This is a genomic window from Stenotrophomonas sp. AS012628 (assembly GCF_010608305.1).
Taxonomy (GTDB): Bacteria; Pseudomonadota; Gammaproteobacteria; order Xanthomonadales; family Xanthomonadaceae; genus Stenotrophomonas; species Stenotrophomonas geniculata.
Genome location: NZ_VMBJ01000033.1, coordinates 17163 through 28663, shown reverse-complemented (window position 1 = coordinate 28663; position 11501 = coordinate 17163). Strand labels below are relative to the sequence as shown.

The 11501-nt window shown below is 64.1% G+C and carries 13 protein-coding genes and 1 other RNA gene; 3 read left to right on the top strand and 11 right to left on the bottom strand.

Features of this window, described 5'->3' with window-relative positions; genetic code table 11:
* Positions 1-23: 23 nt before the first annotated feature.
* On the bottom strand, positions 24-401 hold the full coding sequence (locus G5A07_RS14720; RefSeq protein ID WP_010484413.1) for a VOC family protein: 378 nt from the start codon (positions 399-401) through the stop codon (positions 24-26).
* Between the two features lie 139 nt (positions 402-540).
* Here G5A07_RS14720 and G5A07_RS14715 point away from each other — a divergent pair, with 139 nt between their 5' ends.
* Entirely contained in the window at positions 541-804 is a 264-nt protein-coding gene (locus G5A07_RS14715; protein ID WP_010484415.1) for a hypothetical protein, read from the top strand.
* Positions 805-823: 19 nt separating this feature from the next.
* Here G5A07_RS14715 and G5A07_RS14710 read toward each other — a convergent pair whose 3' ends face one another.
* From G5A07_RS14710 to G5A07_RS14685, 6 genes are all read right to left on the bottom strand, one after another.
* Entirely contained in the window at positions 824-1678 is an 855-nt protein-coding gene (locus tag G5A07_RS14710) for an endonuclease/exonuclease/phosphatase family protein (protein WP_053442842.1), read from the bottom strand.
* A gap of 137 nt (positions 1679-1815) precedes the next feature.
* Positions 1816-2043 carry a hypothetical protein gene (locus G5A07_RS14705; protein WP_227200225.1) on the bottom strand — a complete coding sequence of 76 codons (228 nt, stop codon included), beginning with the start codon at positions 2041-2043 and terminating at the stop codon, positions 1816-1818.
* A 59-nt stretch (positions 2044-2102) separates the two neighbouring features.
* The gene (locus G5A07_RS14700; RefSeq protein ID WP_021203968.1) at positions 2103-2339 is read right to left on the bottom strand and encodes a hypothetical protein; all 237 of its coding nucleotides are present in this window, start codon (positions 2337-2339) and stop codon (positions 2103-2105) included.
* Between the two features lie 87 nt (positions 2340-2426).
* Positions 2427-3131 carry a PA1136 family autoinducer-binding transcriptional regulator gene (locus G5A07_RS14695; protein WP_019661232.1) on the bottom strand — a complete coding sequence of 235 codons (705 nt, stop codon included), beginning with the start codon at positions 3129-3131 and terminating at the stop codon, positions 2427-2429.
* 5 nt (positions 3132-3136) lie between these two features.
* Positions 3137-4009 carry a glyoxalase III HchA gene (gene hchA / locus G5A07_RS14690; protein ID WP_049483081.1) on the bottom strand — a complete coding sequence of 291 codons (873 nt, stop codon included), beginning with the start codon at positions 4007-4009 and terminating at the stop codon, positions 3137-3139.
* Between the two features lie 84 nt (positions 4010-4093).
* Positions 4094-6115, bottom strand: a complete 2022-nt coding sequence (locus tag G5A07_RS14685; protein ID WP_191863503.1) for an alpha/beta fold hydrolase — start codon at positions 6113-6115, stop codon at positions 4094-4096.
* Between the two features lie 153 nt (positions 6116-6268).
* On the opposite strand from G5A07_RS14685, the gene G5A07_RS14680 reads away from it, so the two are divergent.
* Complete coding sequence (locus G5A07_RS14680) at positions 6269-6730, top strand: isoprenylcysteine carboxylmethyltransferase family protein (protein ID WP_191863502.1); 462 nt, start codon at positions 6269-6271, stop codon at positions 6728-6730.
* A gap of 14 nt (positions 6731-6744) precedes the next feature.
* Here the strand turns inward: G5A07_RS14680 and G5A07_RS14675 are convergent, their stop codons facing one another.
* The 4 genes from G5A07_RS14675 to G5A07_RS14660 form a co-directional block, all read right to left on the bottom strand.
* On the bottom strand, positions 6745-7233 hold the full coding sequence (locus G5A07_RS14675) for a hypothetical protein (protein ID WP_191863501.1): 489 nt from the start codon (positions 7231-7233) through the stop codon (positions 6745-6747).
* 143 nt (positions 7234-7376) lie between these two features.
* A complete protein-coding gene (locus tag G5A07_RS14670) occupies positions 7377-8876 on the bottom strand; it encodes a S8 family serine peptidase (protein WP_228355232.1) in 1500 nt (499 codons plus the stop codon).
* A 342-nt stretch (positions 8877-9218) separates the two neighbouring features.
* Positions 9219-9611: a transfer-messenger RNA gene (gene ssrA / locus G5A07_RS14665) on the bottom strand.
* Between the two features lie 264 nt (positions 9612-9875).
* Positions 9876-10937 (bottom strand): substrate-binding domain-containing protein, encoded by a 1062-nt coding sequence (locus tag G5A07_RS14660; RefSeq protein WP_262405894.1) that lies wholly within the window; start codon positions 10935-10937, stop codon positions 9876-9878.
* A gap of 319 nt (positions 10938-11256) precedes the next feature.
* Here G5A07_RS14660 and G5A07_RS14655 point away from each other — a divergent pair, with 319 nt between their 5' ends.
* A complete protein-coding gene (locus tag G5A07_RS14655) occupies positions 11257-11445 on the top strand; it encodes a hypothetical protein (protein WP_049454717.1) in 189 nt (62 codons plus the stop codon).
* Positions 11446-11501: the final 56 nt, after the last annotated feature.

The following is an 11501-nucleotide window of genomic DNA, read 5'->3' as shown; positions in this document are numbered from 1 at the left end:
GTGGCTTCCGTCCCTTTCTTCTTTCAGGGCCAGTGATTGGCAGGCACCTCGCGCTCGCGCATGCGCACGATGCAGAAGCGGTGGCCGGTCGGTGCTTCCATTACCCACCAACGTTTGACGAAGCCGATCCGGCGCGCGCCGAGCCTCTCCAGGCGGTCGGCCTCGGCGTCGATGTCGTCGCTCTCGATGTCCAGGTGCACCCGTGAAGGGTGATCGACGCGCTGTACTTCCACGTTCAGGCCCGCGGGAGCGCCCTGCAGGTCGGCGTACTCGGCGCCATCTTCGGCATACGATGGCTGCGCCTGCAGGCCGAGTGCGGCCGCCCAGAAGCGTGCGCCTTCGTCAGCGGGCGTGTCCTGGCAGTCGATGATGAATCCGGCCAGACGGCTCTGGTGCGCCATGACGTCCTCCGCAGATTGGGAATGGAGGAAGGGTAGCGTGTCGCGTGCTGTGGACGTTGTCACAGTCATGACGTTTCTGACTCTGCCAGAACCGGGGCCTGCGGTGTAACTAGTGGGGCAGAGTCCAGGAGGGAAGGCGATGAGCGATGACAAACGCGATACCCAGCGCATGCTGTTTGGTGATCCGGGACCGCCTGGCGCAGGGCTGTCGGTAGCGGTCGTAGTGCTGATGGTGCTGGCGACGATGGCCGCTGCCATCGGTTTCCTGCGGCTGCCCGATCCGATGCTGGGGCTGGGGCTGATCGGCGTTGCCGTGTTTCTCGCCGTCGGCGCCCGCATCTGCCAGGCGCGCAACCAGCACCAGGCGTTGTACCGGCTGTTGTCGCGGCAGCCGCCGCCGTAGCCACGGCTGCCGCAGGGAGTCAGTGCTTCGGCCAGTCCAGCGTGACCACCAACGGGAAGTGGTCCGACGGCAGCACGCCATCGATGCGGCGATCATCGGTAAGGAAGCTGCGCGCATGGAAGCCCCGCACCAGCACCCAGTCCAGCTGTACGGTGGCCTTGCCGGTGAAGTTGTGGAAGGTCAGGCGCGGACCCTGCGGAGCCCTCACCTGGGTACGGGTGTCCAGCAGGAGGCGGGTGAACGCCTTGTAGGTGTCACCGCCTGGCTCGCTGTTGAAGTCACCGGTCAACACCACCGGCAGGTCGGCCGGCAGGGCTTCCAGGCGCTTGCCGATCAGCTCGGCACCCTTGACCCGGCGTGGTTCGTCCTCGTCGCGGTAGGGCAGGTGGGTATTCATGAAATAGAAGCGACGGCCGTCGTCCAGGCGCCGGAACAGGGCCCAGGTAACCATGCGCGGGTACAGGTTGCCCCAGGTGATGCTGCCGGGTACATCGGGTGTGTCGGACAACCAGAAGTTGCCGGATTCCTCGATGGCCAGCACCTTGCTGTCGTAGAACACGCCCATGTGTTCATCGCCGCTGCCACCGCGGCGGCCTTCACCGAACCAGCGGTAGCCGGGCAGGTGCCCTGACAGGTAGTCGGCCTGTTCCTTCACCAGCTCCTGCGTGCCGATCACCGCCGGATGCGCGTCGAGGATCACCTTGACCATGGCATCGCGACGGTCGGGCCAGCGCTTGCCCGGTTCGGTATCGGCCGGAGTGCGGACATTGAACGACATTACTTTCAGCGGCGCCGGTGCAGCAGCCCAGGCGACGGCAGGCAGAGCAAGCGCCAGCAGCGCAGACAGCGCAGGGCGACGGAAACGCGACAACATCGTGGAATCCCTCCATTCCATGAAAACGGTTTCACGAAGCATGCCATGGAGGCGAGGGCAGCGGTATGCCGGGATGGGCGACTTGGAGGCGCCGGGCGGACGCTGGACGCTCCGCCCGGCAGATGCCCCTTGCCCGATCAGGGGTCGTAGATCATCCCGTTCTCGTCGCGGTTGTAGTGGTCGCTGGCCACGCGGGTGCCGTCGTCATGGACCACGTACAGCGTGCAACGCTGGTGGAACACGTTGCCGCTGATGCGGAAGGGCACGCACTCCTCCTGCAGGCCGACCTCTTCGGCTGCATTCGCCGGCGGCGAGGGCACCAGGGCCGCAAGTGCAACTACTGCAGCGAAAGAAAAAGCGGTCATTCGATTGTGCAGCGTCATTGATCACACTCCTTGTAGCCGTAGTCGGTGTCCGATGCAGATCAGTCTGCCGGGAGGTACCACTGACCGTTCTCGTCTATCCAGTACACCGACGTGAAAACGGTGCCGTCTGCCAGAGTGCGGGTGACGGTGCAGCGCTGATGCACGAGGTTGGGCCCAAGTCTTACGGGCACGCAATCGGTCGTCGATCCGGGGGACCCGGCCGCGTGGCCAGTCGCCGGTATCCCACTACCCAATGCCAACATCAATGCGGCCATCGCGGCCAGTTGCAGTTTCATAAGCATCATCCTTGCTTTCTGCAATCGCGCACATGCGCATGGCGTGTGTAACACGCGAACCAGAGATCCGGAAGTGCCTCGCCGCGATCAGTCTTCGATCTCGCCGCGACGGCTGGCGGCACGCACTGCCTGCGCGGTGGTCGCCACGCCCAGCCGTTGCCGCGCGTGGCGCAGGTGGTTCTCCACCGTGCGCGTGGAAAGCCCAAGCGTGGCCGCGATCTCAGCTTGCCGGCGCCCGGCGGCGACCCAGCGCAGCACTTCGCGCTCGCGGTTGCTCAGTGCGCTTCCCGAACGCTCGGCAGGCGATTCGGCCAGACGGCGCGCGGCCCGGAATGCTGCGGTTGCAGCAGCTTCCAGCCGCAGGCGCGCGTTGGCCGACGCGTCGATTGACGTACCGGCAACGCTGACCGCGCCTTCCAGGCCGGTGATGCCGAACACCGGCACCTGCAGCCCATGCAGGCCTTCGCCGCGAGGCTGCTTCACCACCTGGTAGCGCTCGCCGCGAACGCCCAGGCGCTTGCTCCAGAAGAACGGCGCGTTGCTGTCCAGCACGTGGCGATTGACGGGGCAGGCGTGGAGGTAGCGCGCAAGGTCGGTATCGCTGCCATCGCCGAACCAGTCGCCCTCGATCCAGTACACGCGTTGCGTACCCCGCTCCAGCCCGGTGCCGGTGGCAAACACCAGCACGCGGTCGAAGCCGAGCGGTGCCGCGATGCCTCGCAGGACTGCACCCACCGCGCTCAGCGAACGGGCGCGTTCCAGCTCCAGCAGCGCCTGCACCAGCTCGGTCATCCGGCTCAGCGCCCGGCCAAGGCGTCGAGCAGGGCGCGTGCAGCCAGTTTGCCCAGCGCATTGCCAGCCAACGGGCTGTCGCCGGTCAGCAGCAGGCGGTCCTGCAGCACGCTGCCATCGATGCCGTCATTGACGATCTGCACGCCCCGCTGTGCCAGGCGCTCACCGAAGAACCACGGCAACTGTCCAGGCATGTAGCCGATCTCCGGCGTCTGCCGGTCCATCGCATCGGGGAAGGCGCAGATGCGGTAGCCGCGGAACAGCGAACCGCCATCGGCCTCGTCCACGCCCGCAGCCAGCAGTGCGGCCGGACCGTGGCAAAGGGTGATGATGTGGCGTTGCTGGGCCATCGCCCAATGCAGGACGGACTTCACCGCGCGGCTCTGCGGCAGTCCGATCAGGGCGCCATGGCCACCGGGGATGAACACTGCCGCATAGTCCGAATCTGCATCGAGCCCGGCGACCACCTCGTCCAGTGGCAGCGGCTGGCGGAAGCACGAGGCATAACGTTCGTACAGCCCGCCGATTTCCTTGTCCTCGTTTGGAAATGCCCACCACTCGAACTTGGCGGGGTTGCCCGACAGCGTGGCTACATCGATGCCGAAGCCGGCCTTGTCGAGGTGGTACATCGGCAGCAGGGTCTCCACCGGATGGTTGCCGGTGGAGAACAGGTGGCCATTGGCAGTTGGCAGATAGCGTTCGTCGGCAGCGATCATCAGCACCTTCCAGCGGCCATCGCGGCGCGCATCCGGGTAGTCGGCACCGGAAAGGTTGCTCTTGGGCGATGTGAACTGTGACAGCGAGTAGGGCGACGGGAAGAAGGCATCGCGCTCGGCCGGGTCGGGGCTGGGCTGGCGGCTGGGCTCTTGCGTGTTCATGCAGACCTCCTGCGGGAAATGTGAGGCCAGCATAGGAGGGTGGGTGCGCACGCGCGATGAGGGATTTCCCTCAGCTGCCCACGGCTAATTGGCCTGGTTCCCGTGTTGCTGCATGTCCTCATGCAGGATCCGCCGCAGTTCGACGATGGCCGGCGTGGCTTCCTGCACGCTGTGCCCGGACACGATCACCTTCTCCGAATCCGCGTGCGGCAGGTGCGAGCTCCAGTAGGGCACCAGCCCGTCGTCGGTCTTTTCCAGCGGACCATCGGCCTTGGCCCGCGCGATGATCGAGTGGTAGTGCACCTTCGGCGACATCGGCAGGTCCGCCACGGCGCGGACGAAGGGATCGTCCTTGTCCAGATTCTGGATGCTGTTCATCTGGTAGCCGTGCTTGCCGTCGTTGCGATCGATCTGGCCGTCGTTGGCGATGGTGGCGACGTCTTCCAGCAGGGTCAGCGGCAACCGCACCAGGCGACCGATCCAGCGGCCCAGGCGGGTGCCCGCCACATCGGTGCCGCGGTGTGGCGTGGCGATGAATACCACGCGCGATACTTCCGGCTCCGGCAGGAAGGTCAGTACCGGTGCGCCCTTGGTACGCAGCAGTTCACGCTGTGCCGGCGTCATCTGCGCAGTCTCCAGCAGGGTGTCGACCAGATGCTCGCCGGAAGAGGAGATCATCAGCCGCGCGATCACGCCACCCATGCTGTGCCCGACCAGCACCATGTCATGCGAAGCCTGCGCCTTGCCGCTGGGGTCGAAATGCTTGAACACCTCATCCAGCGTGTGGCGCATCGAATCGTGGCTCATCGCGATGGGCATGTTGGTGGGGTAGTAGAACTGCCAGACCTGGAAGTCCTGGCGGATCTCGTCGTCGCGCATCAGCTCGTTGGCGACGTTGACCCAGGCTTCCGGACTGCTGGCCAGGCCATGGATCATCAGCAGCACGCGGCGGTTCGGATCGTAGGGCTGCATCATGTACAGATGCGGCGTGTCGATGCCGCCTTTGCCACCGAACAACGAACGCAGTGATTGGTGGCTGAAGTTGGAGCGCGCCAGCCACAATGCGTAGCCTGCGGTGAAGTTCGCGGCCAATGGCACCTGCTGCCCATGCAGAGTGACTTCCGTGACCTGGTAGGGATCGTGGATCTCCAGTTCCGGCTCGTCGTCGTGCAGCACTTCCCACAGGTTCTTTCCGGAGAAGCGCAGCAGTACCGTCATCGATGGCGACGGCATCTCGCTCCAGCTCTGCGTGACCGGTGTGGCGGCCTGCGCGGCGGGTGTTGTGGCCGGCGGCGTGGTGGCCGTGGTGGCGGCCGGATCCTCCATCACGGCCACCAGTTCGGCACCGAAGCCATCGCGGCGATGCACGCTGCGCAGCGTGCCGGTGAACGACAGCGAGGCCGCCGGTACCAGTTCGGTGGGGGTACGCGTATCCAGCGGCGATGCCTCGCCTGAAGGTGCCAGCACGAAGGTCCAGCGGCCCAGCTGGAAATGGCTGGCCTGGCTGTGCACGCGCCCGGTGGCATACGCGTTGTACAACTGCACCGAGGCTTCCTGCACGGCCAGGTTGTAGTAGTCGCGCACCTGGGTCTGGCGGTCTTCGAAACCACGCTGGTTGGCGGTGCGCTCGGTGAAGAACAGATAGGCGTAGGCTTGGCGCGCGACCTGCATCCACGCGTCCAGGCGCGGTTGGAAATCGGCATCCAGCTCGGTGATCGCGCTCTTGGCACGGCCGGACGTGGAGTACTCACGCTTGGGCGCCGGCAGGGTCATCGCATGCTGCAGCCACAGCTCGGCCAAGCTTGAGCGCTTGTCCTCCTCGCGCACCACGATGCTGCCTTCCATGGCCTCGATGCAGGGCAGGCCGGGCTTGGCGCAGACGCCTTCGTCGAGACCGGCCACGCGCAGGGTTTCCATGGTGGCCGAACTGAGCTTGCCGGTGGTCAGGATGTCGCCGCGCTTCAGGGCGATGTACTGGCCGGGGGTGACCGAGGCCACCTGCACCGACGGCCCGAACTGGCGCAACGTGGCGCAGCCGCCAAGGGTGAGCAGCACGGTGATGATGAGGGTCGTGCGGCCGATGAAGCCCAAGCCCGTGGTTGCCATACGATCCTCCTGCGCGGTGGCGCCACTCTAGCGGTCGGCATGTCAAAGCGGAAGATACCGGGCGGTCGGTTTGGAGCACGGAAGCGCCGCCAAGCGGGCGATTCAGGCATTTCCGTGTGACACTGGGGTGAACAGGATGAATGCAGGGCTGCGATGCGCTGGCTTGAGACCCGTGTTCCTCCGCCTCTTGCGATGCTGTTGTGCGCCGCCATCGGTTATATGGGCAGCCGATGGCAGCCGGGCGGGGCGTTGCAGCTACCGATGCCTGAGTTGCTTGCGGGTCTGATGATGGTCTTCGGCGTGGTCTTGAACCTGCTGCCGAAGCTGGCCTTCCGGCGCGTGGGCACCACGGTCAACCCCCTGCGGCCGGCGGCGTCGAGCGTGCTGGTCACGCACGGCGTGTACCGCTACACACGCAACCCGATGTATCTGGGCCAGGCCACTGTCCTGGCAGGCGCGATGCTGTACCTGCAGAACCTGGCCGCACTGCTGGCTGTGCCGCTGTTCGTGCTGTACATCAACCGGTGGCAGATCGTGCCGGAAGAGCGGGCACTGTCGGCCCGCTTTCCTGAGGCATACGCAGCCTTCCGCCAGCGAGTACGACGCTGGCTGTAGCGCGGGTCAGGCCGTTACGGCGCGATCTGGCACTTCACGGCGGCGGAATAACCTTCGTAATCGTCACCGGCAATCACGTGCAGGGTGTGGCGCTTGTCGATGCGCTTCACGTACGAGGGCTCTTCGGTTTTGGCGTATTCGTTGACCGTGGTCACCGACCAGGTCTTGGCGAGGCGCTTCGGATCGACACCGTTCAAGTAGACGAAGACGCTCTTCTCGCCCTCGGCGACATTCACATCGGCATGGGTGACGGTACCGCCGAACAGGGCGACTGGCGTGGTTTCCGGCTCGAACGTGCCGCCAGGCTTCCTGGCCAGGCCGGCTGCCTGCAGGGCATCGATGGCCTCGGCTTCGCTGAAGTTCGAACCTGCCTTGCAGGCCAGCAGGGCCTCCAGCGTTGCGGTGCCGGCGGGGGCGATGGCAGGCGGCGGGGCTGCGTGGGTAGCCGAGCTCGCGGCCAGAGCGGTCATGACCACGGCGAACGCGGTGTTTCTGGTTCTCATTGCAGGTCCTTCTGTACGTGACGGAGCAGCGCGCCCGGCACCGGGCGCGGAACCGGATTATGGGCCTGCTGATGTTGCCTGCGCGTACAGATCGGATGCGCGACGAAGGCGCAGCGACCTTGCCGGGCCGCTGCGCCATGCCATCAGTTGCTGGCCGCCTTCACCGCTTCTGCGGCGTCGACAATGCCTGGCCCGCAACCCCCCGGGCAGTTTGCTGCGGCGATCGGGCGCGCAGTGCGACGCAGGATGTCCTTGACCTGGTCGGTGGTCTTGGGCACCGGCGCCACTGCCTGCATCAGCGCGACGATGCCGGCGACGTGCGGCGCCGCCATCGAGGTGCCGGACATGAAGTCGAAGGCGTTGTTGCCCACGGTGGACAGGATGCCCTGTGCCGGATGCTGGCGGGTCGGTGCGCAGTTGGTCTGGTTCGGCGGCGTGGCCAGCGGCAGGAACTCGCCGACGGACGCGCGGCAGGACCAGGTTTCACCACCGGGTGCGGTGATGTGGATGCCTGCGCCGTAGTTGGAGTAGAACGCGCGACGACCGCCCTGATCGTTGGCGGCAACCGCAATCACGCCCTTGCAGTTCGCCGGAGCAAACTCGGACACATCCAGATTGCTGTTGCCGGCGGCGACCACCACGATCGTGCCCTGCGCGGTGATGTCGTCGATTGCATCCTGCTCGGCCGGCGAGCAGGCCCGGCGGCCGCCGAGGCTGAGATTGATGACTTCAGCCGGGTTGGCATTGGCCGGGACGTTGGGCACGTTGATACCCGCACTCCAGAGCATGCCGTCGATGATGTCGGCGGAACCGCCATTGCCCTGGTTGCCGAGTACGCGCACCGGCACGACCTTCGCGTTGTAGGCCACGCCGGCGACGCCGATCTGGTTGTTGGTCACCGCAGCGACCGTTCCAGCGACGTGCGTGCCGTGTGCGATGCCCGAGGCATCGAAGGCATCGGCGTCGCGTCCGTCACCATCGTCGGAGCCACCACAGCCGGGATTGAGTCCGCCGATGATGCACTGCCAATCACTGAACGGGCGGGTGGACGAGATCATGTCGTAACCCGGCAACAGGTTCGCCTGCAGGTCGTTGTTGTTGAGATACCCCGAATCGACCACAGCCACCACCACACCCTGGCCGGTGGAGCGGTCCCACGCGGCCGGCAGGCGCGCACCACTGGTCGGATTGCTGTAGTGCCACTGCTCGCCGTAGCGCGGATCGTTCGGTGTGGCGAACGCGCTCATCATGTAGTTCGGCTGCACATACTCGACGTCCGGATCGTCGGCGATGCGCTGCATCAGGATCTGCGCTTCCGGAAGATCCAGTGCCTTGTCCGTGGTGACGACGTCGGCGCCACCGCCCATGCGGCGCTGGTGGGTCACGGCTGGGGCCGGCGCAGCGCCGATCGAGCGCTTGCTGCGTTGCTGGATGCCGAGGCGCTTCTTCAGCGCATCCTGTGCGGTGGTAGCCGAAACGCGCTTGCTGCTGCCGTCCCGGTACTTGACGATGAAACTGCTGTACTGCTCGTTGCTGGCCATGCCTCGCGTCCATACCCGTTCGGTGGGTTGGGCGAAGGCGGGGGCGCTGACCAGAACCAGGGTGATGGCGCTGGCAAGGGAAACCCGAAGCGACGTACGCATGGATACAGTTCCTTTGTGAAAGATGTGTCGAACAGGCCGTGCCCCTCGGGCGCGGCTTCATGTGAAGGGTGCGGGTGCTCCGTGGTCTCCTCTTGATGGCGACCAGGGACGAACGGCTTCGCGGACACATCCCCCCCAATGGGAGGCTGGGAAAATTCTGAAGTGATTTAGTGATGTCGAAGGTGAGAGAAGATGCGCGGTGTCGACATTGCTTGACGGCATCGAATCGCGACTGCGCCTGGGCGGTGAACTCCGCGGCGAGGCGAGGCGGGCAATAAAAAAGCCCGGAAACCCACGTTGGTGGAATTTCCGGGCTTCTCCGGTCCTTGACGAACCGTTCGTTGGTGGAGGTGGGCGGAATTGAACCGCCGTCCGAAGGCACTCCATCCCCAGCACTACATGCTTAGCTCACCGTTGAATCTCATCCCCGAGCAGCACGGTGTGCAAAGCGCACCCGGGAACCAGCCTGTTGTGTTCTAGTGCCGGACTGACAGGCAGCCGCCCAGCGCGATTCCATGATAATGACTCTACGCTGCGAGCATGGACACAAGCAGTTTCGAGGCTCCGCCTAAGTCGGCAGAAGGTCACGCACCGCAGTTTTTAGGCTGCGAGAGCGACCGGAGCGTAGTTGTCGTCGTTGGCAACTAGAGTTTTGCAGCTGGATTTACGAGGAAAGCTACCCCCTCGGCATGCGCCAGGCGACTTCACAACCCCCGTCGAAACCAATGCACCCCCGGCTTCTTCAAGTGCTGCAAGGCTTTGCGGCCAATGCCGTCATAAACGCTGACACTGACCCTGCCCAACGAAACGGATCTTACGGCAATCTTCCTGAACAGTCACGCGCGGTCAGGGCCGACGCTGAAATCGTTCAGCCGCCGCTGCTGTCCAGAGGCGGGCAGCGGGGCAGGGGCCGGCATGACAGCCGGCCCCTGTTTTCCAACGTCGTGATGTCGCATCCCTGCTAGGGGCGCCCCATTCCATTGCAGGCGTCCGGGTTGTTCAGTCCGGTCGAACTACTTGCAAGAGCGAATCGTGTCTGGATCGCCTCACGCCAACTCCTATCCAGTGGGTAGAACCAGTGCGCCCGTAATGTCGCGTCATTGGGCCCTTGATCCTGGCTGGAATCACCTGCGCTTCCGTAGTGATTGAAAAGGAATGAACGAATGGCGCTTGCAACACGCTTGTGGGCGGACTAACGGCACCGATCGTTGCGGGGATGCTCACATATTTGGGCGAGAACCCAATCACGCGGGCCACTTTCGTGGCATCGTCCGGGTTGACCATCAAGTCTGGGCCAGTGTATCCAATGCGGCCATTACCAGAATTGACGGTATCAAGCAGCGAGGTGTCTCCCGTTGCCACGGCAGGGAGAAAGTTTGAGGGCGCCATGTTGTTTGAGAACAAGCCGGCGAAGCTCGTCTGGATCGAGAAGCCCGGCGCCGATCCACTCCAGTTGCTTTGCTGTTTGAGACTAGTCCCGAACAAATCAACCGACTTGCATGCCGCAGACAGAAAACGCGTGAGAACTTCAGTGCTACCGCTGCTCTCCGAGCGGTAAACCACAGTGATCGGGCCACTCTGACCCGACGACAAACCCGATGATAGTTGAGACCAGTCCGCTATCTTGCTTGAGAAGACACCACAGATATCGTTGATGGACAGGTCAAGCTTCGCGCCGGGCTTGTTGAAGGGGATCACGACTGGTACGAGCGCCGTGGGAATCTGGATGAGCGCTCCATATTTTTGGTTGGTTGTGGGTACGTTGTCGGCGTTGGTGTAGTCGGACAACTCGGTCGCCGTAAGAACGGAATCGCCTGCCGCAAAATGTACTGTGCCGATGTTCCCGAAGAGACTGGGATCATTGCTGAGAAACGCTTTCTTCTCTTTGCCGGAGCCCGTTACGGCGTAGCTGAAGCTGTTTGGAAGAATGCTGTCTGCTGATCCCTTGTAGAGGTTTGCCGGCACCGAGGCGCCGCCGCCTTGCACTGGGGACTGGGCGTAAGCCAAGTGGAACGGACTGGACAACGAGATAACGAGCAAAGCGGTCCTGATCGATTTCACGTTTACCTCTTGGCGGGCTGCTTTTGCAGAGGGGCGTCAAGAGAGGTTGCACAACGGTTGCTCGAACCCTCCAAGCCCCCCTATCCCTGAAGGACGATTCGATGTTCGATTGAATCAATGACATGCCGCTTAGAAATCCTGTGGAAGATCAAACGGTCATCCTTCTGTGAAGCCATCACGCTGAGAACCGGTGGCCATTGGAGGAGAAGGGCCAGTCCATGGATGGTGGTGCTGCTTTTCTTTTCCCTGCAACAGGCTTGGAGGCGGGTCCAAGGCATGCAGAGGGCGGCACTCTCGCCGCCAGACGCTGGAGAAGGACATGGAAGATGAGCGCCATAAGGCTCAGGTGGTCTCGATGGAGGCCTTCAAGGCAGCCCGGATGGGAAAGATCCCACCGGAGCTGCTGGATATGTATGACGAGCTGACGCGCGATCAGGATGCGTTGGCGCAGATCTCGATCATTCTAGTGGCGGCGCTGCGGAGACGATTGGGCCTGCCGGACCTGTAAGGTCCAAGGGGCCGCCGCGGCGGCCCCTTCAGGAACTGGCGCCGCTGGAAGCGGCA

Excerpts from the sequence above, each read along its gene's own strand:
- G5A07_RS14720 (WP_010484413.1), bottom strand. The coding sequence starts at position 401 with ATGGCGCACCAGAGCCGTCTGGCCGGATTCATCATCGACTGCCAGGAC.
- G5A07_RS14715 (WP_010484415.1), top strand. The coding sequence starts at position 541 with ATGAGCGATGACAAACGCGATACCCAGCGCATGCTGTTTGGTGATCCG.
- G5A07_RS14710 (WP_053442842.1), bottom strand. The coding sequence starts at position 1,678 with ATGTTGTCGCGTTTCCGTCGCCCTGCGCTGTCTGCGCTGCTGGCGCTT.
- G5A07_RS14705 (WP_227200225.1), bottom strand. The coding sequence starts at position 2,043 with ATGACCGCTTTTTCTTTCGCTGCAGTAGTTGCACTTGCGGCCCTGGTG.
- G5A07_RS14700 (WP_021203968.1), bottom strand. The coding sequence starts at position 2,339 with ATGAAACTGCAACTGGCCGCGATGGCCGCATTGATGTTGGCATTGGGT.
- G5A07_RS14695 (WP_019661232.1), bottom strand. The coding sequence starts at position 3,131 with ATGACCGAGCTGGTGCAGGCGCTGCTGGAGCTGGAACGCGCCCGTTCG.
- hchA (WP_049483081.1), bottom strand. The coding sequence starts at position 4,009 with ATGAACACGCAAGAGCCCAGCCGCCAGCCCAGCCCCGACCCGGCCGAG.
- G5A07_RS14685 (WP_191863503.1), bottom strand. The coding sequence starts at position 6,115 with ATGGCAACCACGGGCTTGGGCTTCATCGGCCGCACGACCCTCATCATC.
- G5A07_RS14680 (WP_191863502.1), top strand. The coding sequence starts at position 6,269 with ATGCGCTGGCTTGAGACCCGTGTTCCTCCGCCTCTTGCGATGCTGTTG.
- G5A07_RS14675 (WP_191863501.1), bottom strand. The coding sequence starts at position 7,233 with ATGAGAACCAGAAACACCGCGTTCGCCGTGGTCATGACCGCTCTGGCC.
- G5A07_RS14670 (WP_228355232.1), bottom strand. The coding sequence starts at position 8,876 with ATGCGTACGTCGCTTCGGGTTTCCCTTGCCAGCGCCATCACCCTGGTT.
- G5A07_RS14655 (WP_049454717.1), top strand. The coding sequence starts at position 11,257 with ATGGAAGATGAGCGCCATAAGGCTCAGGTGGTCTCGATGGAGGCCTTC.